15 protein-coding genes are annotated in these 26404 nt (G+C 44.9%); 2 read left to right on the top strand and 13 right to left on the bottom strand.

Going from position 1 to position 26404, the window contains the following annotated elements:
- Positions 1–362: 362 nt before the first annotated feature.
- Positions 363–944 carry an RsmD family RNA methyltransferase gene (locus tag HXT55_RS02275; protein WP_101890344.1) on the bottom strand — a complete coding sequence of 194 codons (582 nt, stop codon included), beginning with the start codon at positions 942–944 and terminating at the stop codon, positions 363–365.
- Positions 945–1169: 225 nt separating this feature from the next.
- Between HXT55_RS02275 and HXT55_RS02270 the strand changes: the two genes are divergently transcribed.
- Together HXT55_RS02270 and HXT55_RS02265 are read left to right on the top strand one after the other, a co-directional pair.
- Complete coding sequence (locus HXT55_RS02270; protein ID WP_004113476.1) at positions 1170–2108, top strand: nucleoside hydrolase; 939 nt, start codon at positions 1170–1172, stop codon at positions 2106–2108.
- Between the two features lie 28 nt (positions 2109–2136).
- Complete coding sequence (locus HXT55_RS02265) at positions 2137–3558, top strand: MFS transporter (RefSeq protein ID WP_004114561.1); 1422 nt, start codon at positions 2137–2139, stop codon at positions 3556–3558.
- A 125-nt stretch (positions 3559–3683) separates the two neighbouring features.
- On the opposite strand, the gene HXT55_RS02260 is transcribed toward HXT55_RS02265, so the two are convergent.
- The 12 genes from HXT55_RS02260 to HXT55_RS02205 all read right to left on the bottom strand — a co-directional run bounded on the left by HXT55_RS02260 (position 3684) and on the right by HXT55_RS02205 (position 26363).
- Entirely contained in the window at positions 3684–4832 is a 1149-nt protein-coding gene (locus HXT55_RS02260) for a PfkB family carbohydrate kinase (RefSeq protein WP_101886566.1), read from the bottom strand.
- A gap of 254 nt (positions 4833–5086) precedes the next feature.
- Complete coding sequence (locus tag HXT55_RS02255; RefSeq protein ID WP_421792366.1) at positions 5087–7498, bottom strand: ATP-dependent DNA helicase RecG; 2412 nt, start codon at positions 7496–7498, stop codon at positions 5087–5089.
- Between the two features lie 495 nt (positions 7499–7993).
- The gene (rpmB, locus tag HXT55_RS02250) at positions 7994–8188 is read right to left on the bottom strand and encodes a 50S ribosomal protein L28 (RefSeq protein ID WP_004105392.1); all 195 of its coding nucleotides are present in this window, start codon (positions 8186–8188) and stop codon (positions 7994–7996) included.
- Between the two features lie 144 nt (positions 8189–8332).
- Positions 8333–10822 (bottom strand): type 2 isopentenyl-diphosphate Delta-isomerase, encoded by a 2490-nt coding sequence (fni, locus tag HXT55_RS02245; RefSeq protein WP_421792364.1) that lies wholly within the window; start codon positions 10820–10822, stop codon positions 8333–8335.
- Complete coding sequence (mvaD, locus tag HXT55_RS02240) at positions 10819–11958, bottom strand: diphosphomevalonate decarboxylase (RefSeq protein ID WP_174160413.1); 1140 nt, start codon at positions 11956–11958, stop codon at positions 10819–10821. Before mvaD ends, fni begins: the two co-directional genes overlap by 4 nt.
- A gap of 66 nt (positions 11959–12024) precedes the next feature.
- A complete protein-coding gene (gene mvk, locus HXT55_RS02235; protein WP_421792361.1) occupies positions 12025–13182 on the bottom strand; it encodes a mevalonate kinase in 1158 nt (385 codons plus the stop codon).
- Positions 13183–14097: 915 nt separating this feature from the next.
- The gene (locus HXT55_RS02230; protein ID WP_421792359.1) at positions 14098–21606 is read right to left on the bottom strand and encodes a peptidase; all 7509 of its coding nucleotides are present in this window, start codon (positions 21604–21606) and stop codon (positions 14098–14100) included.
- Positions 21607–23224: 1618 nt separating this feature from the next.
- On the bottom strand, positions 23225–23671 hold the full coding sequence (gene rplI, locus HXT55_RS02225; RefSeq protein ID WP_004117309.1) for a 50S ribosomal protein L9: 447 nt from the start codon (positions 23669–23671) through the stop codon (positions 23225–23227).
- A 16-nt stretch (positions 23672–23687) separates the two neighbouring features.
- A complete protein-coding gene (gene rpsR / locus HXT55_RS02220) occupies positions 23688–23936 on the bottom strand; it encodes a 30S ribosomal protein S18 (protein WP_004105399.1) in 249 nt (82 codons plus the stop codon).
- A gap of 205 nt (positions 23937–24141) precedes the next feature.
- Complete coding sequence (ssb, locus tag HXT55_RS02215; RefSeq protein WP_004112976.1) at positions 24142–24783, bottom strand: single-stranded DNA-binding protein; 642 nt, start codon at positions 24781–24783, stop codon at positions 24142–24144.
- Positions 24784–24877: 94 nt separating this feature from the next.
- Positions 24878–25174: a 30S ribosomal protein S6 gene (gene rpsF / locus HXT55_RS02210; protein ID WP_004112977.1), complete on the bottom strand. Its 297-nt coding sequence runs from the start codon at positions 25172–25174 to the stop codon at positions 24878–24880.
- A gap of 172 nt (positions 25175–25346) precedes the next feature.
- Positions 25347–26363 (bottom strand): ribose-phosphate diphosphokinase, encoded by a 1017-nt coding sequence (locus HXT55_RS02205; RefSeq protein WP_004112979.1) that lies wholly within the window; start codon positions 26361–26363, stop codon positions 25347–25349.
- Positions 26364–26404: the final 41 nt, after the last annotated feature.

Genomic DNA, 26404 nt, shown 5'->3' with positions numbered 1-26404 from the left:
TTCTTACTTGATGTTGCGTGAGGGCTGGCTAATTCTTGTCTCACAACGCTCCGCCTATTACGTGTAGTCTAGAGTTGCGGTTGTTCCGTTTTGTCTTTGATTTTGTTTTTTGGTTGAGGTTTGTTTGTAGTGGTTGATCATTGGATTATTTGGTATCGGCTGCCGCTCTTATATTGTTCGACCAAGAATCACCCAGCCCTCTTACAAGTCTGAACAATTGCGTATCACTTAATCACCGAGATTCTCGATTTTTCTTGCTCTCTCGGCGAGTCACCATCTAGCGACGCTGAGGCTCGCCTCTTTCGCTGCGAAAAATCAAGAATCTCTACCGCACTTGGTCACGCTCTAAACGCGAATAAAGGTCAATTAGTAGATTGAATGAACATAACAGCAGTTTCGCCATAGTTGCGCGTGTCGAAAATCTCCCACCCAGCACAAATCTTAGGCGCAACACTGCGCGCGCTACGCTCTAAAACAATAAGCGTGTCAGCTGCGGCACTTACAACGCCCTTACTGACCATATTCTCAATCAAAAGCTCAACTTGCTCTGTCTCTAATGCGTACGGCGGATCCACAAACACCAAATCGAACGCTTCACCGCTGTAGTCTTGTACGAACTGCTCTGCGCGTCTTTTATTTACGCGAGCGCTTAAATCTTCACTCCACGCGCCTTGACTTTGTAGTACTTTAACAGTTTTTGTTATTAACGCCGCCGCAGCTGCGTTCGCTTCTACGCACACGAGTTCTTTTGCGCCCCTAGAAATCGCTTCTACGCCTAACGCCGCTGTGCCAGCGAATAAGTCGAGTACTCGAGCACCATCGCATACTCCCCATGAGTCGAGCCTAGAAAAAATCGCCTCTTTTGTGCGATCTGTTGTTGGTCTTGTACATGACTTTGCAGCGCATAATGGCGTGCCTTTAAATCTTCCTGCAATTACGTGCATGTTTTAAGCATATCATTTTAAATTATTTAGACTTGTGTCGAATTTTGTTATTGATATACTTGGAACGGTCATTTGTTTATTTATATAAACAAATGTTGCTTAGCACTGGTTTCTGACGATTTATCCCAAACTACGCTAAACAATGAAGTTTGCTAAAAAGCCTAAGCATAAAATATATAAATCCCAACTACAACTGACATATAACTAAACAATTAAGGAGCTAAAATGACCACAATCATTCTAGATTGCGATCCAGGTCATGACGACGCTATGGCTATTCTGCTAGCGCTTGGCAATCCAAACATTGATTTGCTTGGTGTAACAACAGTCGGCGGAAATCAAAGCCTAGAAAAGGTGACTTACAATGCGCGAGCAACTCTAGAAATGGCACATGCTACAAATATCCCTGTTCACGCAGGCTGCGACCGCCCAATGATCCGTCCTCTAGAAGTTGCTGCTGCTGTTCACGGAGAAACCGGCCTGGATGGAGTGACTTTGCCAGAGCCAACTCGTCCTTTAGATGAGGGACACGCAGTAAACTGGATTATTGACACAATAATGAGTCATGAGCCAGGCACGATCACACTTGTACCAACTGGACCTCTTACAAACATAGCTATGGCAGTTCGCTTAGAGCCACGAATCGTTAGCCGAGTTAAGGAAGTCGTTCTCATGGGCGGCGGCTATCACGTTGGCAATTGGAGCGCAGTTGCAGAGTTTAACATTAAGGTAGATCCTGAAGCCGCTCACGTTGTGTTTAATGAAGATTGGCCTATTACAATGGTTGGTCTTGATTTAACTCATCAGGCACTTTGCACTCCAGAAGTACAAGCTAGGATTGACGCTATCGGTACGCCTCTTTCTGCTTTTGCAAGCGGATTGATGGACTTCTTCCGTAAGGCATACAAGAACAACCAGGACTTTATCGACCCACCAGTTCATGATCCTTGCACGGTTGCATATTTGATAGATCACAGCGTTGTACAAACTCGTAGATGCCCTGTAGACGTTGAGATTAAGGGAGATTTGACGCTTGGCATGACGGTGGCAGATTTGCGTGGACCAGAGCCATCGGCTGACAAGTGCCATACTCAAGTGGCAACTAAACTCGACTTTAACAAGTTCTGGGATTTGATTATTGACGCTTTAAAAGAATTGAAATAATTGAGGTAATTGAAAATAGAGGTTAATTATGACTGAGGTTTCATCTAAAAAACCATCTATGTTGGATAAGGGTGGACGATCAATCGTAGCGCTTATGGTAGCGCTGCTTGTGGCGATTTTCGCATTCCAGCTTAACGCATCTATGCTTTCTCCAGCTCTAGCAACAATGACTCGAGAGCTTAAAACAACGGATTCTCAAATCGCCTTAACTCAAACAGTATTCTTTACTGCAGCAGCATTATTCTCGCTGTTCTTGCCGCGTTTAGCTGATCTTGTTGGACGAAAAAAGGTTCTTACTGGAATTTTAATCTCCACTATTTTGGGTTGTGCAGTTAGCGCTATTGCGCCAAATGTAACAGTTCTTATGATTGGACGAATTCTTCAAGGAGCAAGCGGACCTGTTGTACCAATGTGCTTGATTATGCTTCGCGTGCGCGTTAGCGAAGAAAAACGCTACGCAAAGCTAATGGCAATTCTTACTTCTGTGAACGGCGGTATTGCAGGCGTTGATGCGCTTCTTGGCGGCTGGCTTGCAGGAAACTTTGGCTTTAGATCCGTATTCTGGACTATGGCAGCCATTGGTATAATCGCTGTTCTTTTGGTTGCTTTCTATGCTGAAGAATCCCATGCTCAAGATACGCCAAAGATGGATTGGGTTGGAGTTGTAACCCTTGGTATAGCATTCCTAGCAGCATATCTTGCTATCAACGAGATTGGTAAACTTGCTGGCGCGAATTTGAGTCTTGTAGCAGGTCTTGTGGTTCTTGCAGTAGTATTCTTTGTAGTGTTCTGGAACGTAGAGGGCAAAAACTCTGCTCCTCTTGTTTCTACAAAATATATGAGTCAGCGTCGCACTTGGGGCTTGCTTTCTTGCACGCTTCTTACTATGACTGGCGTATTTGCAATTATGAACGGCGTTGTTCCACAGCTAGCTCAAGATGCTAAGGCTGGCGCTGGAATGGGTGCGGACATCGTAAGCTTTGCAACGCTTACACCTTACGCAATCATCGGCTTCGTGTTTGGACCTGTTGCGGGTATGCTTGCTGCAAAGTTCGGGTATCGTCTGGTGCTGCGTGCTGGAATTCTTGTGAGCGTTCTTGGCGTGGTGTTTGGAATTTATGTTGCAGCCTCGCCTTCTGTTTGGTCGCTTGTAGTGCTTTCTTTGTGGCTTGGTATCAGTTATGCTGGCGTTGCAAACATTATGCTTAACGGTCTTGGAATTGTGCTTTCGCCAAAGGATAATCCTGGATATTTGCCTGGAATGAATGCTGGCGCGTTTAATCTTGGTGCAGGCTTGAGCTTTGCGATTCTTTACGCTGTTATGACTAATTTTGTACAATCTGCTGGAGCATCAGCTGGATATATTGCTTCGATGGTTGCTGGAATCGTGCTACTTGCTTTGGCGTTTGCATGCTCGTTCTTGATTCCTAAGCCAGAAGATTGCGAGTGATTCACTAATCTAATTCATTCGTTTTCATTCTTTTAATAATTGCCTGAGAATGTTGCAGAAATAATATTTTGCGCACCATTCTCAGGCTAATTTTTTGCTCAACACCAAAGATAGAGATTTGGTATTTACACGCGCTCGTGAATGTTTTCCATTCTCTCCATTACAAGCTCTGGAGTCATCGACTCGTGCACAGCTTCTACCGATTCCGTGTTAAGAGCTGCGGCGGCTACAGCGAATCGCCCTGTCTTCGTGTTATCAAAATGATTATACCTAGCGTAGATCAACGCCGCTGTAGCAGCATCGCTTGATCCATTGTCGTTGCCAACCGCGCGCACGCCTTCTCCACCGTTTCCGCGCGCAACAATCATTCTTTGTACACGTTTTAGCGGTACGGGATAGAACGCTACTCCCTCGTCCGCTACGCCATACGCTACTCCCTCGCGCCCCGAGTTAACAAACACATGCCCAACTCCGCGTTTTAGCAATACTTTAGCGCATCTTACTGCAGATTTTTCGTCTACCGCACAAATGCCTGTTAACGCCTGCGATTCGGCTGTGTCTAATATGAGTGTGTCTATGCAGTGTAGTCTGGAAAGTATTCGTGGAGCTTTTGCATCGGTTATTGCGCGCACCATTATTGGTCTGTGATAGTTGTCGCACACCCATTCAAAGGATTTTTGTGAAATGTTGGTATCTAGTGCAACTATGTCTGCGTTTTCTATTATCGATATTCTTTCGCGCAAGAAGTCTGGTGTCATGTAATCGTAGATGCTCATATCGTCTAGTGCTAAAAGCCTTTGCCCCGATGCGTCTCCTACATACATGTATGATGCTGTCATTGCATCTGGTAGCTGCTTTGAGTATCCTATTTCTAATCCGTTTACAGACGCGTCGACTTTGAATAATTCTCCGTTGTGGTCGCCGCCGTACACGGATACTAGGCTTACTCGTGTGTTCATTCTTTCTAGTGCAACGGCTATGTTTCGTCCGACTCCGCCTAGCGCGTATCGTACTTTTGCAGCGTTTGAAGTGTAGTCCATTAGGTCTCCGCACGCGATTCCCAGCACGTCCATGCTTATTCCGCCTATTACTGTTACGTAGCTAGGTGGTGTGACTATGTATCCTTTTCCTCTAAGGTATCCTTTGCGAATAAGATTGGAAATGTGTGCAGCTACGCCTGATCTTGTTATTCCTGCTAGGTCTGCAAGTTCTTGCTGACTAATCATAGGGTTCTGTTGAATCCACGATAGAATTTGTTGTTCGCGCTCAGTCATCTTTGCCTCATCTCTCGCGATTTTACCTTTCTATATATCTAGGATATTCAAAAATTGTTTTTTTCGCACGTTTATTGTGAAAATATATATTATTTTTTATTATATTATTTTTTATTTGGCGTTTATTTTTTTATTTGGCGTCTGGGTGCTTAATCGTTATCAGCCGCTTTTAATAGTGCTTTTAGCCTATTAAAAGCGATTTTTGTACAAAACTACTTGGGCAATTTGTGTTTCATGAATCTGATTTCATTAATCTAATTGCTTAGTATTGCTGTGCTGCTACCTTGTGTAAAGTCTAAAACTGCTCCGGCGGTTTGTGGATGTTCTAGTAAGGTCGGGTCGTGTTCTAGTAGCGTGTTTGCGTCCTCTCTTGCTTCTGCAATGATTTTTGCGTCTTTTACTACTCTTAATAGTTTTAGACTGGATTTTCCACCTGACTGACTGTCTCCTAGAACGTCTCCAACGTTTCTTAATTCTAGGTCTTTTTGGGCTATTATGGCGCCGTCTAACGAGTTTTCTACTACTTGTAAACGTTCAGCTGCTAACTGATTGTTTGGTGCGTTTGACACTAGGAAAGCCCAGGATTGTGTGCCTGAACGTCCCACTCGTCCTCTGAGCTGGTGTAGTTGTGCTAGTCCGAAGCGGTCTGCGTCGAAAATCACTATACAACTTGCTTTTGCTACGTCTACTCCGACTTCTATAACCGTTGTGGAAACTAGGATTTGTACTTGTCCACTGTCGAATTTGTGCATTATTTCGCGTTTTTCTTCGTCGCTTGTACGACCTGTTAGTTGTGCGAATTCTACGCCTTTGAATTGTGGTAGGTTTTGTAGGCGTTTTGATATTTGTGAAACTGTGTGGACTTCTCTCTGAGCAATTTGTGTATTTTGGGTATTTTGTGAATTTAGAGTGTATGAGTCTTGGTTTTCTTGGTAGATCGCATCAGCATTATTGTAAGTATTATCGTTGTTTTCTTCACTGTCTATTCGAGCACATACAACATATGCTCGCTCTCCTGCATCGATTCTAGAGCGAATGTGGTAGAACATGGATGCCATCTTATGCGAGTCTTCTTCGTTTATTACAAAAGTGCGGATTGGTTTGCGTCCGCCTGGAAGCTCTGTTAAATAGGATGCGTCTAGGTCTCCAAACCATGTCATTGCTGCGGATCGCGGTATTGGTGTGGCTGTCATGACTAACAAGTGTGGAACCGCGTTTCCGCTTATCTTGCGTAATAGTGTGTCTCGTTGTTCTACGCCAAATCTGTGCTGTTCGTCGATTATCACCAGCGCTAGGTTTGTTGGTTTAAAGCTTGCGGAGAAAGCTGCGTGTGTTGCCACAATAATCGCTGGCTCTCCACTTGCTACTTTTGCTAGTGCACTTCGTCTGCTGGCTAGCTTCATTCCGCCTGTTATGAGCGTTATTTCAACGTTTATCCCTGCACGCTCAATCATCTGTTGTAGGTTTGTGGCATGCTGTGATGCTAATACTTGTGTTGGGGCTATTAGTACCGCTTGGTGTCCTGATCCTACGGCTTGTAGCATTGCGCTCATTGCTACTATTGTTTTTCCAGAGCCGACTTCTCCTTGCAAAAGACGACGCATTGGTTTTAATGGGGACTCCTCGGTTGCTTGAGATTCGCCTTGCATATCTGCTGTTATTTCGCTAATAACGTTTTTTTGTCCTTCTGTTAGCTCGAATGGTAGGCTTTCTTCAAAGTGTTTTCTTAGCTCGCTGTTTTCGCACGTGTATGCCTTATTTTCCCCTGATTTTTTGCGTGATTGCAAAACTGCTATTTGTGATATGAATGCTTCTTCGTAGCGCATTGTGTGTATTGCGTTTTCAAAGTCGTTTTTGTTTTGTGGATTGTGGATTGATTCGAATGCTGCCGCGCGGTGCATTAGGTTTCTACTGTTTGTGACGAATTGTGGCAGAACATCTGGCAAAACATCTGGCAAAACATCTGAAAGAACATTTGTATCAGGAACATTTGTATCAGCAACACCTGTAGTATCAACATTAAAATCGCTAGAATCGCAAGTCTTAAAAAGTCGCAATAATCCTAAAATCGTCTCGTGAATATGTTCACTAGATATTCTCGAATTTGCGTGGTAAATCGGTTGTGGCGCGCAAAGTTTTTCAATCCCATCTTCTACACTTTGCACAGAAAAATCATCGCTGTTTTGCACGCGCACATCAGTATTATAAGCAGAATCATCGCTTTCAGCACTCTTTGCTCGAACAGTTAGAATCTGCGGATGTGTAAACTGTAGTCTCCCATTGAACTCGCCGCTTGTGCCTCCTACAACAACGGTTTGTCCTACTGCAATTCTGCCACTAACCCATTGCACGTATTGTCTGTTCTTTGAAAAATACACAATCTGTGCTTGTGCCGCATCTTGCGCTACGTTTACTTCTAGCCGATATCCTCGTCGCGCTGCCATTTGCACTATGTTTATAGATTGTATTGTCGCTGAGAACGCCACTTCTTGACCTGGCAAAATTTGGCTTAAATGCGCGCGTTTTAGCGGATTTGTGACTCTAAATGGGTAGTATGTTAGCGCGTCTTTTACTGTGATTACACCTAGCGATTTTAGAGCAGACGCGCGTCTCTTGTTGCTTACGATTGACGATATTGCTGTGTTTAGTGTTATGCGTGCTGCCATACTTCGATTATAATCGTTGCGCTACGATTTAAGCGAAAAGGTAGGTCGGAGCGCAAGTGAGGTGGAGATTCGAGATTTTTCGCACTGAATGAGATGTATCGCTCGCGCGTTACAGCGCGCTCACGTCTTCGCTTGCGTTGAAAGCACACTGTGCTTTCAACTTTGAGCAAGCTCAGCGAATCGAAGTGCATTCGCGCGCTACGCTTTAAGCGCTCATGCAAGTCGATTCGCAGTCCTCCGATGGTGATTCATCGAATGAAGAAGAAAAATCGAGAATCTCGGTGATAAAAACCACGCAAAAGTTTTAGATATTCAGAAGGTTTGATGTATTTCTATACGAGCAATAAAAGAGGAGCGTAGCGACGGGACTTGCGAGGAGAGAAATACTCAAACCTCGCGCAACAACAAATAGGAAAGCGTGCTACGATTTAAGCGAAAAATAGGGAAATAAAAAAGCCCCGAGCACTGCTCAGGGCCTTACATCTAACACGCGATTCACGCCTCAACGCGCTGAACCTTGCCTGCCTTAATGCATTTTACGCACACACGAAGGCGAACATTTTCGCCATCAATGGTGGTGCGAACCGGCTGAAGGTTCGGGCGGAAGGTGCGCTTATTGCGGATGTGCGAATGTGAAACGCTGAAACCGGTTTGCGGTCCCTTGCCACATACTGCGCAACGAGCTGCCATAATTGGACTCCTATTTTCTTTGACTTGCAAGTCTTGCGTCGCTCACCCACGCAAACCGCCCACGCGACTAACCGACGCTAAATCGCATAAACAAATAAGCATGCTTGAACGCACAACTACACAAGTATATCACTACGCCCGACATTAAATCACACAGGGCTTATCATCAATCAAAATCCGCGAATTTTCGCGCAAATCCTCAATATTCTTGCATCCAAGCAACGCCATAATCACACGAATCTGCGCCTTCCAAGACTCAATTTGCTCAACAAGCGCATCTTCTCCTTCGTTAATAAGCGTGTGCAAAAACTCGCCAGCAACTCCAACAGCGCTTGCACCAAGCCGCAATGAGCGCACAACATCAAGCGGCGTACGCACTCCTCCGCTTGCAAACACTTGCATTCGCGCACTATTGCAAGAATCCGATGAATCGCGCGGCTCGCACAAAATCTCATCGCATTGCGCTATGTCTAGCAACGATTCGACAGTTGTAAGCCCCCAGTAGTCGAGGAACTCGTAGTCGCTTTTACGCCCACGCCTTGCGTTTTCAATCGCAACAAAATTCGTGCCTCCGCGTCCGCCAACGTCCACCGCACGCACGCCCACATTTTTCAACCGCAGCACATCATGAGCGCTCATTCCGCACCCAGTCTCTTTAACAACAACTGGCACTTTCATTGAATCAAGCTCGCGCGCAATGGCCTCAATATTGTTAAGCCACGCACTAAAATCGCGGTCTCCTTCGCTCATCACAAGCTCTTGTGCCGCGTTTAGGTGGATTTGCAACGCGTTTGCTTGCAAAATTTCTACAGCTTTAATCGCCTGCTCAGCGCTCACTCCTGCGCTTACATTCGCCATTACAAATCCATGCGGATTAAAGCGTCGAATCACGCTAAAAGTCTCTTCAAGATGCGGATTTTTAAGCGCTGCGCTTAGCGAGCCAGAAGCCATTGCTAAGCCAGTTTTTGCAGCTACCCTCGCTAGCGACTCGTTTATATTTTCGCCTTTTTTGCTTCCGCCCGTCATTGCGTTAATATACAGCGGAGTATCCCATTTTGTGGTTTCGTCAAACACGCTCACACTTGTATCTACATCGCTTAATGCCAATTGCGGCAGCGCGTTTGAAATAAACCGCACGTGTTCAAAACCAGCGTCCGCGTGCGCATCGTATTGTTCGCACGCGAGTTTTATGTGATCGTCTTTGCGTTGTTCAATAAGCGAGAGGTCGCCGCTTTCATCAAATTCTGCGACTTTCAGATTAAGCGCCTCAATACCGCTGTTTTGCCATTCTTCTTCAATGCGAGCAAACACAGCATCAAAATCTTCCGCGCGCGCAATCGCGATTCCGCAATCTCCTCCGCCTGCTCCACTTGTTTTGGACGGCAATCCTGCACCATTGGCAACTTCTATTAGCCGCGTGAGTTTTGGCGTTTCGATTAATGTTCCTGTGATCTCGCCAAGATCTTTTAGCAGCGCACGATTTCGCGCAAATCCGCTTAATAACGCGTCTATGCGCCCATTTTCTAGCGCATTTGCGATTTTTTGCACGCATTTTTCGCTTTGTACGCAAAAATCTTCGTATGTTTTAGAGTAAGTCTTAGCGCTTGTTTTAGAGGGATTGTGCGCGGTTAAATCGCCAGCCTTCACTCCAGCTTTTACACTTCCAACAAGTTCTGCACTGCTGGCAGGATTCCCCGTCCACCCAACTAAGAGTCGCAAGCCTGCGCCTACTTTTAATCGTTTTACTTCAAATCGCGGCCATTTTTTTCTAAGCAGCTTGTGTAGGCTTGAGTCTCCACTTTCAATCATTTCTATTTCTGCTTCAAGCCATTCGCGATTGTACGCGCGGTACATTACCCATCCGCCGTATGCGCTTGCTGCCACGTCTCCGCCGCTTCCTGACTTTTTTACTAGCGACGATGCAATTATGGCTAGCTTGCACAATTCTGGCGTTGTAAGCGTTAATCCGTACCATTTGCACAGCGCTCGCACAGCCGCCACCGTTACGGCTGCAGATGATCCAAGCCCGTATTTTTTGCCTGTTTTTTTATCGTCTAAATCACTTTCTATTTGTAGATTGTATAGGTTTATGGCTGTATTTCCTTCATCTAGTAAAACGTTTTTTACTTCTTTTGTTTCGCGCGCAAAATCGTCTACTATTTGCATTGCGGAAAATACGTATGAATAGATTTTTTTTAATTTTTTTATTTGAGAATCTTGGTTTTGTTCATCGCTGGCTGCTGGCGACTTTTCCGCTGGCAAGTCGCAAGCATCCGTTGAGTCTTTTGCGCTCATAGTTATATCTTCTGCATCTTTTTCGTCTAAAATAAATTCCCTGCCGAAGATTCCACGCTTCCAATAAAGAGGCTTATAGTTTTTAGACTCACTCGTGATTTTTCCGTAAAATGTTGGTAAATCTAGTTTTTTAAGATTATTTTTTTCGGATTCGTTTTTATTAAAGTCGCAGCTGTTATACGTTTTTCCATGGCTATCGCGTATTAGTAGGTTGTCATCGTCAACTGTAACTTTTACATAACGATTCACAGCTGCTACGATTGCAGCGCATCCATCTACAACAGCGTATTCGCCTGCTATGTAAAGTTTTCCAGGCGCTAAAGCTTGTTCATTAGTCATGATTCTCTCCGTATGCTAACGCCACTTCCTGGGCGCGCAATAACAAACTGCGGATTGGATTGCGCAAAGCTGCTAAATGACGGCGATTCCTGCGACTCGCGCAAACGCTTAATCTCACTCAACACGCGCAAACTCAACTCGTTTTTAACTCGCAAAACTTGCTCCGCGCTAGTTAAAACTTTAACATTCGGACCAGCATCCATTGTAGCCCAAACTGGAAATCCGCTTTCATCGCGCATTTTTCGCACAACGTTAAGCACAACATGCGTTTCATCTGTTAAATAGTTTACGCTTTCAGCAGCCGCGCGCATTGCGTCATGCATTCCTAAAGCGTTTCTCTCCGACACTTCTCCCAATGCTTGAATATCACAATTTTTGATAGCTGATAACGCCGTATTTAGGTCTTTTTTGCAGTTTTTGATCCAGTCTGCGTAGATTGGTGATGTTTCTACTGTGCGTCGCATTGCTTCACGGCTTGAAATCTTCTTTTTACTAGAGTTTAAAATAACAGTTACCATTGCGAGTTGAATCTCTTCTGGTGTTTCGATTGGCTCTGCGTAAGACGTTTCGTCGCTTGTGCCAGCGTTCCATAATACTAATCCGCCGTAAATCGACCTGCATGCTGATCCAGATCCTTTGCGAGCTAGAATCGATAAGTTGCGTGGGCTTAGGTTTAATCCTGCGGCGTATGATGCTGCAGACGCAAGTGCCGCAAAACCAGATGCGCTAGAAGCTAATCCTGCGGCTGTTGGAACTGTGTTTACGCTTACGACTTGCGCTTTGCTCTTAATTCCAGCCATTTTTCGCACAATATCTAGCATTTTTACTATTCGTGCACGCTCTGAACTTTGGAGTAAATCGCCTGTAAAGTTTACTCCGTTTAAGCAAATCGAGTCTGCCTCTAGGCAATCATCAAATCGTACTTTTGTTGTTGTGGAAAATCCGTCTAAAGTCAGAGATAATGAGGAAGTATATGGCAAAATCAGAGTTTCATCTCGTTTCCCCCAATATTTGATTAGCGCAATATTTGCGTTTGCTGTAGCTGTAAAAGCGGCTCCGTGATTACTGTTATTAAACGAATCAATATCATCAAGCACATTAAACGCTATTTTTGGCTCAATTTCAACGTTTTCCACGCGTATCCTTTCTTAAGTCTTTAGTCTTTAAAGCGTTTTTAAAGCATACTAACGAATTAGTTATGATTATTGTCCGATTTCTACAATCCACGTTCTAGCTGCTCCAGCGTTTTTAAGCGCTATGCTTACTTTAGACGCATCCTCCTGACTTTGCGCAATGGCTATAATGCATCCACCTCCGCCTCCGCCTGTAAGCTTTGCTCCTAGAGCACCATTTTCGCAAGCATTTTTAACTAGAGCGTCTAAAAATGGCGTACTTATACCTAATTCCGCAAGAATTTTGTGAGCACGAGTCATGCTCGATCCAATATTTTGTATATTACCAAACTCTAAATCATTCTCTGCGTTAAGAGCGATTTGACCAAGCTCTTGCAAAAGTGCATTTACGATTTTCGGCTGGCTATCGCGTTTTTTGCGTAATGCTTCTACTGTTACTTTTGTTGTTCCTTTGAATCCCGAATCAGCTAGCACAATCCAAGCACGTATTGTTGGGCTTATGCTCATTCGGCTAAATTTGCCATCCAAGAAGCGAACTGGCTGCTGCAGCATCGCACTGGTTGCTGTGGCGTCTAATCCAGATGCTTTCCCGTGCGCAACGCGTTCTGCGTCTTGCGTAATCTCGAATAGTTTTTCATCGCTGGCATTAATACTGTAGTAGTCGAGTATTGCGCGGATCACTGCTCCTGCTGCTGCCGCCGAAGACCCCAATCCTCGCTCTGGCGGAAAATCGCAAGCGGTTTCTATTTGCAATGCTTCGCCCTGCCAATTGGCGAAACGTAATGCCTCTTGTATTGCGGTTTTAATCGACGCGAATCGCGCAGGTGCGCTTCGTAAAAGACCATCAAATCCTAATGCTTTAAGTGTTATGAGGTTTTGCATCTGGCAGCTAAGGTCTTCTGCTGAATCGCATAATTCTGCTCTTTTGCCTTCGTCTGCTGTGGCGCTTGTGTCGTTGAGTGTTCGTGCACTTGTTACTGTTGCGTGCATCTTAAGATTTTGCAGTGGAAGCGCTACTGCGCTGTAGCCATAAACAACCGAGTGTTCGCCAAAAAGAATCACTTTTGCGCAAGTTGTGCCTCTGCCGACGCGATTTTTTGCGCGCGCAACCACGAGCATACTATTGAACTCGTTATTGCGCTCTTTATCACGCTCATTCTTGTGTGCGTTCTGGCGCTCGCACGGATTGGATGCGTGGCGATTCGCTAAAGTGTTGCACTCAGTCACTAATCCTCCTTTGCGACACATCTGGCTTACTTGTTGGCACTGCTTAATTGATGCGCGTTTAAGCTTATTTGCCCAACTTTTATAATCTAGTCGCTAAAGCGATTAAACACCACGATTTGCGCTATACGCACACAACACATTCACATTTCCCGAATTTGCGCTCCAATCTACCTTTTCGCTTAAAGCGTAGCGCGAAAAGGTAATTCGGAGCGCTGAGCCGCTCAAACGTAAAGTCCAGTGGACTTTACGTGCGGCGAAGACGTGAGCGCAGCTAACCTGCGCGAGCGACACGACACGTCGTAAACTCGGTACAATCGCACTACATGATTACGCCAAACTAGGTAGAGATTCGAGATTTTTCGCAGCTATCGAAGCGAGCCTCAGCGTCGCTAGATGGTGACTCGCTGAGAGAGCAAGAAAAATCGAGAATCTCGATGATTAAGTGATACGCAATTGTTCAGACTTGTAAGAGGGCTGGGTGATTCTTGGTCGAACAATATAAGAGCGGCAGCCGATACCAAATAATCCAATGATCAACCACTACAAACAAACCTCAACACAAAAACAAAATCAAAGACAAAACGGAACAACCGCAACAACAACCAATACGCAAGAGGCAGAGCGTTGTGCGAATCGACGACTTCGAGCTGCATAATGCGCGAGAAGTCACCTCGATTCGCTGAGCCGCTTAAATGTAAAGTCCAGTGGACTTTACGTGCGGCGAAGGCGTGAGCGCGGCTAATCCGCGCGAGCGTAGAATTAGCCAGCCCTCATACAACAGTAAACAGAGAATGTCGCGCAATACCAAGTAAGGAATAGTGCGCAACACCAAATAATTAATGGCTTGAAGAAACTATCCCCAAGCCATTAATTTACATTACGTTGCAGCAGCATCACACACTGCTACAGATTAAACTAACGAGCCGAATGCTTCCTACGCTTAGACGCAGCACCAGCCACTCCGAGCCCAGCAAACACCGCAGCCAAAGCAGCAAACACCGAGGAACTAGCGCCAGTATTAACACCACTCACGTCACCACGCTTGAGATTCATTCCAGCAGAATCACGCGCCGCAAGCATACCCTCGCGCAAAGCTGCACGCGCAGCACGCAAACGAGCCAATGCCGAATCAACCTGCCCCTGAGTAGCATTCGCGTCCGCTAACACTAAACGAGCATGATTCAAAGCCGCATTAAACTCACTGACCAAGTTAGAATCAGCCACTACGCCATTAGCATTAGCCGAAACATCACCAAGAGCCGCATCAACCTCAGCCTGCAAAGCACCCTTATCAACAACATTATTAACACTAGTATTATTCGAATCATTAACACCAACACCAGTATTGTCACCAACACCACTGCCACTATTAATAAGTCTGTTATAAGCATCAATCAACTTTTGCTTAGCATCACGAAGCCTACGAAGAGCCTGATCAACCTGAGCTTGTGTAGCATTAGGATCCTTAAGCACACTATCCGCATCATTCAACGCCTGCTGATACTCTGCCAAATCAGCAGCCTTACCAATAATGAACGGAATCGACTTACGGAAATCAGGATCATTGTCAGCCTCAGTGTTCAAATCAGACTTATCGGTCTTATGAGAATCAGCAAGCTTCTGCTTAGCGTCCTGAAGCTTCTTCAAAGCCTCATCAACCTCAGCCTGAGTTGCATTCGGGTTCTTAAGAACTGCATTAGCTTCATCCAATGCGCGCTTGTAATCGTCTGCCTCTGGGCTTCCTGCAGCATTCTGATACTCAGGAGACTTAGTAAAGTCAGAATCCTTACCAGCCTCAGTATTCAAATCAGACTTATTAGTCTTATAGCCTTCAGTAATCTTCTTCTTAGCGGCTTGCAATGCATCTAACGCATCGTAAAGCTCTTTTTGAGTTGGAACTTTAGTACCAGCTGGAAGATCAGCCTTTGGCTTACCAGTTGTGCGATCAAAATTAGCGAGAAGAGTCTTTGCAGCAGCAAGCTTGTCGTTGTAATCCTTGAGAGCTTGTTTAGCAGCGTCATCGCCCTTAGCAGTTGCGTTCTTGAACTCTGGCGTATTCTCGAACACGTCATCACGCTTGTCTTTATCTCCGTCCTTAGACTTATCAACTTCTTGCTGAAGCTCAGTAGAACTGGTCTTGTAGTCAGCAAGAATCTTATCCTTGATTTCCTTCAGCTTCTGAAGAGCCTCGTCCACTTCCTTCTGAGATGGAATATCCTTTTCACCAGAATTTGGCTTACCATTCTGATCGAACTTGTTAAGCAAAGCCCTAGCATTCTTCAACGCTTCCTTATAAGCAGTGACATCAGCATTTTCCTTGCTATCTTCACCCTTCTTGGCATTGGCATTCTTGAACTCTGGCGTATTCTCAAACTTGCCATCTATAGAAGCACCTTCACCATCTTCCTTAGACTTATCTGCCTCAGTCTTCAAATCCTTAGCACTGGTCGTAAAGGAATCTTTGATAGCTTTCTTTGCATCTTGCAAAGCCTTAAGAGCCTCATCAACCTTCGCTTGAGTTGGACGATCTTCTGGCTTTGTGTTTGGATCTGGGTTCTTCACCTGATCGATGATCTTTTGCGCAGCCTTAAACTTCTCGTTATAATCTTGAAGCTTCTTGGTGGCAGAAGTATCAGCCGTTGCATCATTACCAGTTTCGGACTGCTTCTTATACAGAGCATTCTTGTACGGAATCGACTCCTCAAATGGAGGTGTTACATCCTTGCCTTGCGCGTCCTTATCACCAACTTCGTTTTCAAGAAGCTTTGCATCAGTCTTATAGCCACTAACTTTGTTCATGGCTTTTTGCAAAGCATCAAGCGCATCATCGACTTCCTTCTGAGTCTTGCCAGTAGGATTATCGATAATATCCTTGGCTTTCTTCAAAGCACTATTGTTAGTGTTCTCATCCAGAGCATCTACGTCTTTTTTAGCTTCATCTTTCTTAGTTTGATCAGCATTCTGATCATCTTTAAGAGCTGAAGCATTCTTATACTCAGGAGTCTTTTTGAAGTCACCATTTGCAAAATCTTTAGCAGCGGTTAGCGCATCAAGATTAGTCTTGTAGTTATCAGTTATTTGCTTCTTGGCCGCTTTAAGTGCGTCAAGCGCATCGTTAATCTGTTGCTGCGTTGGACGTTCGCTGTTCTTCTTGCTTGTATCCTTTGCGTCATTTACTAACTTACGAGCATTGGCAAGAGCCGTATTGTAAGCAGTAACATCTGCATTTTCATTACCATCGCTCGTCTTAGCTTTAGCATTCTTAAACTCTGGAGAGTCCTCGAACTTGCCATCTACACTAGCGCCTTCGGTATCTGCCTTAGACTTCTCAGCTTCTGTGTTCAAAGCAGTGGTATCAGTCTTGTATGTGTCAAGCTTGGTACGTGCTTCATCAAGAGCCTTAAGTGCATCGTTGACGTCTTTCTGCGTTGGCTTTGCGTCTTGCGGTGTATCCGCGCTGTCATGCTTCTTCAAAAGCTCCTGAGCTTTGGTCAAAGCTTCATCATACGCCTTCTTGTCTGCAGCAGCCTTAGTGTTCTTGTCATCATCAGGAACAAGCTTGCCGTCCTCTTCCTTCATGAAGTGAGGATCAGACGCATTGCGATACGCATCAGATGTAACAGTACCTTCGGTAGCAGCTGCGCCACCCTGCTTCTCTTTACCGTGTTCGCTAACACTCTTTTGGAGCTTGGTGGTGTCGGTGTTGTACTTGTCAAGCTCTTTGCGAGCTTTGTCAAGCTTATCCTTAGCGTCGTTGATGTCCTTCTGCGTAGCGTTTGGATTTTTCAACAAATCCTTAGCTTCATTAAGAGCTTGACCATAATCACCGGCAGCCTTACGCGCAGCATTGTTCTTGTCGGTATTGTCAGAACCATCATCGTTTTTGTAGTTTGGCTGCGAAGCGTTCTTAAACGCGGGGCTTGGATGCGTGGTTGCGTCCTCGTTAATCGACTTAATCAAGTCATCGGTCTTGGTGGCAAACTCATCCAGCTTCTTAGCAGCGTCGTTGAGCTCCTTAAGAATAGCGGTAACATCCCTATCCAAAGGCTCGCCCTTTGCGTGCTGTTGAATATTATCAAGACAATTAGGCTTTGTGGTATCTACATCTGTTCCAGGAGTATTATCTTCAGATATAGCTTGACCGCCTGCGTCCTTATCCTTCTCCATCTTGTTGTCGAATGCATTATGAAGCTTCTCGAGAGCAGCATCGTAAGCGTCTTTAGCTTTCTTGGCTTCAGAATTTGGATCAGTATTTGCAGAAGCATTCTTATACGCAGGACTTGTAGTAATAGCTAGGCTATTAAGTAATGCAGCAGAAATCTTGCTTGTGTCAGTTGCGTACTTATCAATAACTTTACGAGCCTCATCAAGAGCCGTCTTAGCAGCATCAATCTCGTCTTGAGTTGGCGCGGTTCCACCAGATGTAGCAGCATCTAACTTCTGTTTAAGAGCCTTAGCCTTCTGATAAGCATCGTTGTAATTCTTGAATGCAGTAGCAGCCTCTGTATCCCCTGCCTTGCCTTTATCAAATGCATTGAAGTATGCAGGCATAAGGTAACCGCTAAAGTTATCTGCAAGAGCTTTCGTAAGATCGTTAGCATCGGTCTTGTAACCATCGTGCAACGCCTTTTCAGCATCTTCAAGTTTTTGCTTTGCTTCGTCAACTTGCGCCTGTGTTGCTTTTTCGTTCTTAAGAACATCGCGAGCATTCTTCAGCGCAGTGTCATAGTTATTGATGGCAGTTGTGGCAGCCTGATCATTACCATCAGCCTTGGTCTTGGCATTTTTATAGAAGGTACTCTTTTTTCCACTAGTGTTATCAGGATCAGGATTATCAAAACTCTGCTTTTCCGCAGCAGCTAGCTTAGACTTATCCGTAGCTTTAGCGTCAAGAGCCTTCTTAGCAGTCTCAAGAGCTGTAATCGCCTCGTTCACTTCCTTCTGGGAAGCGTTTGGATCTGCTGAAAGTTCGTTCGCCTTCTTTACAGCCTTGTCGTATGCTTCACGCTCTTCCTTGGTGGAGTTCTGGTAGGTTGGGTCGGCAGCAGCTAGTTTCTTAGCTGGGTCAGTTTGCGTAGCATCGCCCGTGTTTACCTTGCCATGCTCAGCGATAGCAGCGTTAAGCTTATCCTTGTTGGTGCTGTACTTATCAAGCTCCTTACGCGCAGCGTCGAGTTTCGCCTTGGCTTCGTCAACAGCCTTTTGGGTGGCGTTCTTGTCGTTGTTTACTTTCTCAGCTTCAGTCAGCGCGTCATCGTAAGCTGTCTTGGCTTTCTTAGCAGCTTCGTTCTTGGTGGTATCTGTATTACCGTTAGCATCCTTGAAGTCAGGCTCAGTAACATTCTTATACTTGTCAGTAGTTACAGTACCAGGAGTTGCAGCAGTACTACCATCAGCAGCTTTACCATTAGCTTCAATCGACTTCTTAAGCTCTTCTTTCTTAGTATCATCACCATCAAGAGCCTCACGAGCCTTATTCAGCTTAATCGTTGCGTTATCAACCTCAGCCTTAAGGTCTTCACTTAAATCAGCATCAGTTTTGTTACCAACTTTTTCAAGCGTTTCTTTGGCAGCAGCAAGTGCCTTGTCGTACGCATCTTTCTTATCAGCAGACGCGTTGTAGTACTTCGACTCGGTAGGAGTCTTCTGGTCGTCAGCAAGCTTGTGCTTACCAATCGACTTAGAAAGATCACCCTTCTTATTCTTCGTCTGCGGCACAAACACAACGTTGATACCCTTAGGAGTATTGCGCAAATTATACTTGTTCTCACCATACACGTAGTTGTAGTAATACAAGCTATAAGGCTCAATGAACAAGCGCCCAATCATGCACTTGCCCTTCTTGCCAGCAACTTCAACCGCTTTACTTTCGTCATCAAACGTATATTTATTTACACTTGACTGCTCGTCACCCATCTTCTTGTTGGAGTTATCAACAGGCTTTGCAAAGCCGCCATAACCACCGCCATTGAGCTTAACAAGGTTTAAAACACCAATCGGCTCTCCCTTGTCGTCAACAGTGTAAGACCTGTGACTACGTGTAGTTTGTCCTTTCAAACCTTCTCGCGCAACATTAGTAATCTCAGAGCCAAGAAGATCATCTCGCAACTGTGGGTTATCAGTCTTCACATCAGACTTTACGGTAGCTTTCAACAAATCAAGTACGGCTTGCGTATTGATTTGTTCGCCCTTATCTGGATCGTAACGGTAAACAAGCGTCTTGCCATTTTCTATCCAAGCAAGACCTTCATCGGTATCGCGTCCATTAATCTTGTTCTTGCCCTCTTCCCAGCTAAGCGTGTAATCCTTGCGCAAATCAATCAAACGCGTAAGTTGATGCTTCTTAATGTCGGACTTAAACTGAGCGTATGCTTTATCGGTTCTGATAGTAACGGTAATTTTATTTTCATTCATACCGTTGGAAATTCCCGTGTTCTGACCACCACTTGCAGTAGTATCACCCGTAAGGTACTCAAGTGAAATCTGCTTCTCGTAGTCTTTTTCACTCAGACCAAGCTCTTGATTGTCTTTATTAGCTTCGTAAATAGCTTTCTTGATTTGCTTCAACTCAGCTTGCGAATAGCCCAAAGGATTAGCAACAACCACTGCCTTAACCTTAGAGTTTTCAGAATCACTTGGAATTGCAACTTTATCAGTAGAAACTCTTGTAAGCACTAAGTCACTCAGAGGAATCTTTGGATCATCTTGCGGACTTAATCCATCAAAGTCGATTGTCGCATTGCCATTGTTATCAAACGTAACTTTGTCGGTAGATACGCCGTTAAGTTTTGCAAGATTCTTTCTGATTTGAGTCTTTTGATCCTCTGTAAGCTTGCTAAAATCAACTGTATCCACAACCGGCTTCTCAATGCGAGTGCTATAGCGCACTACAGTAAGAGGTATTTCCGGAGACTTCATTCCCAAATCTGTTACAAGATACGTTTTAAGCTTTCGCTCGCCAAATGAGTAATCTCCACTATCATTAGTTTTATTAATTTCTCCAAACATAGCTCCGTCATAAGAACCCATGCCCTGCGGAATTTTTGCATCTACCGTATCTGGAGTGTTATTAACAGTGCTTTCATCAACACGTAAACCAACACCCGCTGACTTACTTTGAGCAACAAGCTGATCAGCTACACTGCTACCAGACTTATGTTCAGTAGGAAGATTTACTGCATTGTGAAGAACTTCTCGTACTTTATCTGCCGACAACCTCTCGTCATACTTTAAGACAATTGATCCTGCTGTTTTTGGCGGAACAAGCGTTGCAACACGGAAGTTATTAGATGTTTGATCATGCTGCAAATTATCCTTATCATAATACAAGAAGATTGAGCGATTTGCACAATAGCCTTGACCCGAAGATATGCCGCCATCCCTGAATGGCTGCTTCATAACCAAGTCCACACTACCGTCAGTATTCGTCTTTAACTCGTAAATTCCGGAATAGCTTTGGTGCATTTCATCTACACGAGCAGAATCAAATTCGATGATTTTCTTGTAAGCTTCAGGATCATCAGTATTAATACTATCTTTTGAATCTGGAAGAATTACTACGCGTACAACCGTCTTACCATCCGCACTCTTTGGCAAATGGTACACAACTTGCTGCTCCGCAAGTTTCGTGTCAAACGTGTTGCTAGGAGTTGCCCAACCATAAATATTTGGCAGATTTTTGGAAAAAGCTACCTCATCAGGATTGTGCTCGTTGCCAGCGCGATCTTCTCCCTGAGCTACTGTGCTTGCAGGAGTCTCAGGTTGCTTATTTTCATCTATCGAACGCTTTGAACGACTCTTCTTTACAGTAGTTTCTGCAGGGGCGCTATTTTCCGCAGTGGTGCGACTGGTTGCATTAGTCCTATCAGCTGCAGAAGTCTTATCGGTAGTGGTCTTATTATCTACAGACTCAGTGCTCGCGGTCTTCTGCTCTGCGATTTTCTTCTGCTCAGCATTATTCTCAATTTGCTTCTTATCTTCAGCCTTTACTACAGACTGCGCAGAAGCATTCTTATTGCTAGTTAAATTCGGCTCAATCTTAGACTTGTTATCCTGAGTCTCGGCAACCTTATTATCAGTCTGATCTTTCTTAGACTCAGAAGGCTCAGTTTTCTTAGAATCCTCATCCTTAGAAGCCTCATTCTTCTTAGTAGCCTTAGAATCATCAGAAGTCTTAGAATTACCCTTATTAGCATCAACTAAATTCTGCTCTTTTGCTGTATCAGTATTTTTAACAGGCGCAGGATTCGCCTCCGCCGCCATTGCAGGAGTTGCGCCAAAAGCAATCGCAGCGCTAGCAATTACGCCAGCAGCACCAGCCGAAAGAGCAGCCACCTTACGCATATCGACAGCCTTTTCAATCGCTTTACTTACTACAGCATCTAACTTCACAGTATTCGCATGCTTTCTGGATTTTGATACCATGATATACTTCTTTCACTTAGTAATCCGATAACGAGGCAGATTCGCATGCCCGCCTATAGACATGCAAAATGCAAATTTTCAATAACGCTAATTTAAAATTTTCATAGCTCACGTTTATAAAATCGCAAGCTATCTTTGTTAGGTTATTATAACAATTTAAAAATTTTTTTGAAGTCAAATAACATATGTTTAAATCAAAAAAGCCTATAGTACCCCCCCCCCCAAGCCATATTTTTCAACGATTTTAGGGATTAATATTTTTTTGTAAATATTTTGAATAGGGGCGTTTTTTCACAACTTTTCATTAACCAATCTAAACATTTGTTATGATACAAATCACATTTTAGACCCTCTGCAGTGGGTTTTTTACTTTTATCCCGCGTTTGTTCCCATATTTGGTATTTCGATAAACAAACGCGGGAATACCCCTCGCGAACGTAGAAACACCCAGCCCTCGCGCAACAACAAACAAGGAATATCGCTCGCGCGGATTAGCCGCGCTCACGTCTTCGCCGCATGTAAAGTCCACTGGACTTTACGTTTGAGCGGCTCAGCGCTCCGAATTGCCTTTTCGCGCTACGCTCTAAGCGAAAAAGCAGGTCGTCGCGCAAGCAAGGTAGAGATTCGAGATTTTTCGCACTGAATGAGATGTATCGCTCGCGCGTTACAGCGCGCTCACGTCTTCGCTTGCGTTGAAAGCACACTGTGCTTTCAACTTTGAGCAAGCTCAGCGAATCGAAGTGCATTCGCGCGCTACGCTATTCCTCACGGCTATTAATAGCCGTTCGGCTGATTTGGCGCATAAAGTCCACTGGACTTTATGCTTAAGCCAAATCACGCTTTGAAGGAGCTTGAAATGCGTTATGCAATTTCAAGCTCAGTCAAAGCGCCCATGCAAGTCGATCCGCAGTCCTCCGATGGTGACTCGCCGAGAGAGCAAGAAAAATCGAGAATCTCGGTGATGAAGCGATACGCAATTGTTCAAGCGCGTAAGAGGGCTGGGTGATTCTTGGTCGAACAATATAAGAGCGGCAGCCGATACCAAATAATCCAAATGATCAACCACTACAAACAAACTTCAACCAAAAAACAAAATCAAAGCCAAAACGGAACAACCGCAACAGCAGAAAACACGTAAGAGGCAGAGCGTTGTGAGACAAGAATTAGCCAGCCCTCACACAACAGTAAATAGTAAATATTAAATGTCGCTCGCGCGTTACAGCGCGCTCACGTCTTCGCTTGCGTTGAAAGCACACCGTGCTTTCAACCTGAGCAAGCTCAGCGAATCGAAGTGCCTTCGCGCGCTACGCTATTCCTCGCGGCTATTAGTAGCCGCTCGGCTGATTTGGCATGTAAAGTCCACTGGACTTTACATTTGAGCCAAATCACGCTTTGAAGGAGCTTGAAATGCGTTATGCAATTTCAAGCTCAGTCAAAGCGCCCATGCAAGTCGATTCGCAATAAAAAAGCTCTGTGTGAGTCACAGCAAGTAAAACTCGCCACAACTCACACAGAGCCAATGCTTAAGATCAATCCAAATGGATTGCCTCCCAACGCAAATACAACGCAAATCCTACAAAACTCGCAACACTCGCGTGGGAAGCTGGAACACGTTTAACTACTCAGCTACAACCTTAACAGTAAAGGAAGCGCTGATTTCTGGGTGAAGAGCCACAGTTGCTGGGAATTCGCCAGTGGTCTTGATTGCAGCAACGCTAATAGCGCGTGCTTCAACGGCGGCCTTTGGTGCCAAAGCAGCAGCAATCTTATCGGCGGAAATACCACCGAAGAGCTTGCCAGACTCGCTCACCTTAGCGGCGATTTCTACAACAGCGCCTTCGATTGCTGCCTTAGCTGCAACAGCCTCTTCGCGAGTGGCAACAGCCTTAGCCAAGCGAGCGCGGCGCATTGCTTCAATCTGGGAAGCAGCACCCTTATTCCATGCAAAAGCTAAGCCTTGTGGAATCAAGTAGTTACGTGCGTAACCAGCCTTAACAGTAATAACGTCACCAGAGTGACCCAAGTTTGCAACGGTCTTGGTGAGAATAACCTTGGTTTCTGCCATGTTCTTATCCTCTCAATCAGCGACCAGTGGTGGCGTATGGGAGCAAAGCCATTTCGCGAGCGTTCTTAACTGCCTTCGCGATCTTGCGCTGTTCCTGTACGGTTACACCAGTAATACGACGGGAACGAATCTTGCCGCGGTCCGAAACGAACTTACGCAACAAAGCAACGTCCTTGTAATCAATTTCAGTAATCTTGGCAGCCTTCAAAGGATTTGGCTTCTTTTTGAAAGGCTTGACCGGTGGTTGCGGCCTCTTACGTGACATAGGATGTCCTCTCTCAAATGCGTTATAAACATTTATTTTTGTTTACACGCTAAACTGATGTTTTTAAGTTTATAAAAGTCAATTTTTAGTTAGATTTTAAATCAAATTCTAAATTATGTTTTAGATTAGACTAACAAGCGCCCAACCAGATAGTCGCAAGCAACCGCGGATTAACCGCCATTATCTCGCCTAGTAAGCTAGTAAACTAGAACTCTGGCTCTTCGTCTGATCCACCAAAATCGGAGCTAGCTCCAAACGTTGCAAATCCGCCATTTGATGGAGCAGAAGCACTCCACGGGTCTTCAACGTTTACGCCCTGATTAGCGCCATTTTGCGCATTCATTCCAGCACCAGCAGCCGCACTATTCGCATAATTCGCGCCGCCAGCATAACCGCCAGTGTATCCACCAGCATTCATACCAGCTCCAGCACCAGCGCCCTGATTGAATCCATTATTGTTCCCAGCAAAACCGCCTTTAGAGCTCAAACGATTAACTTGAGCAGTAGCAAATCGCAGGGATGGCCCAATTTCATCAATCATCAAATCGATGCTGTATCGCTTTTCGTTGCTGTTTTTATCAACGTAGTTGTTTGCACGCAATCTGCCCTGAACAATAACACGCATTCCCTTTGTAAGCGTTTGCGCGCAATGCTCAGCTAAGTCTCCCCATGCAACACATCTAAGCGATAATGGTGTGCCATTAATGTAGCTATTTGTTCTTCTGTCAAAAGTCGAAGAATTAGACACAATTGTGAAAGAAGTTCTAACACTGCCGTTAGAACTGGTGGCAGTTTCTGGCTCTTTAGCCAAATTTCCAATCACCGTTATAACAGTTTCTCCAGCCATTGCAGCCTCATTCCCTACTTTAAGACTTTTCTTACTTTGAGATTTTAGAACAAAAATCCAACTTTATTTTGACTTTACTTTGCGTCTTTTGACTTTACTTTGCGTCCTTGCGAAGAATCTTCGTGCGGACTACAGATTCGTTAAGATTCAAAACACGGTCAAGCTCGTCGCTAAGAGCTGGCTCAGCAGTGTAATTCACTACAACGTAGTTGCCTTCAGTCTTGCCGTCAATCTCATAGGCAAGCTTACGACGACCCCAGTAGTCGGTACCGTCAACGGAACCGCCCTCTTTGGTGACAAGCTCAAGATACTGCTCGGTCAACTTCTTAAGACCGCGCTCATCAAGCTCTGGATCGGCAATGAACATCAGTTCATACTTATGTGCAGACATCACCCACCTCCTTCGGACTATTCGGCTGTGGAATTTCCACAGCAGGAGTGTGTTTGCAAATCGTTCGCAAATTAAGTTATTACGCAATATTTTTTGCATATTTAATTTTACGAACAACCTATTAAGTCTACATCATGCTGGCGACTCGCCACCGCGCAGCTAATCAACAACACTAATGAGCGTAAATATTTCTGTGCTTCATGTCTTCTGGAAGTGCGTTTCTAAGCGAAACAAGCGATCCAGACCTGAACACAGACCTAATTCCAGCAGCAAGAAGAGGTGCAATCGAAAGAACCGTCATATTCTCTAAGCGCTTTTCTTCTGGAACAGGAACAGTGTCTGTCAAAATGATTTCGCGAGCTCCGCAACCTTTAAGTCGCTCTACGGCAGGTCCTGAAAGAAGCGCATGAGTTGCCACCAAAGTAACAGACTTCGCACCTGCTCCTCTAAGCGTGCGAACAGCTTCGCAAATCGTGCCAGCCGTGTCAATCATATCGTCTACAACAATGCAATCTCTGTCTTGAATATCGCCAATAATTCCGTGCGCTTCCGCGTGATTTGGCCTTGTTGTATCTCGAGTTTTGTGAATAAACGCTAACGGCAATCCACCAAGCTTTGCGGCCCACTGCTCCGAAACCTTGATTCGTCCAGCGTCTGGGGAAACAATCGTAGTGTTTTCTAGGCTCATAGTGTTACGAACGTAATCAATCAACACTGGCATTGCTGTTAAGTGGTCTACAGGTCCGTCGAAGAATCCCTGCTCTTGAGCCGCGTGCATGTCAACGGTAAGAATCCTTTTAGCTCCAGCGGAACGGAATAAGTCAAACATAAGTCGCGCTGTAATTGGCTCACGACCTTGATGCTTTTTATCTTGACGCGAATACCCAAAGAAAGGTGCTACAACGTTTATGCTTCTAGCGGATGCTCGCCTTAAAGAGTCAACCATAAGCAGCTGTTCCATAATCCAATTGTTGATTGGATCGGTGTGCGCTTGCAAAACAAAAACGTCTGCTCCTCGAACTGGCTGCGTAAAGCGCACATACATTTCTCCGTTTGCAAAATCGTAGGCAGTTGTTTCTAGAACGTCTATTCCAAGGTATTTGGCAGTTTCTTCCGCAAGTTGCGGATACGCTCTACCCGTTACCAGCATCATTTGCTTTTTTGGAGTGCCTTCAAGAATTGTTGACATATCTGCCTTCCCATTTGCAAAATCGGTAAAAACGCATACGC

Origin of the sequence: Gardnerella sp. KA00718 (assembly GCF_049244285.1) — a bacterium.
In the GTDB taxonomy this organism is placed as follows: Bacteria; Actinomycetota; Actinomycetes; order Actinomycetales; family Bifidobacteriaceae; genus Bifidobacterium; species Bifidobacterium vaginale.
The sequence above is the reverse complement of the archived record's forward strand: the minus strand, read 5'-3'. Positions and strand labels throughout refer to the sequence as shown.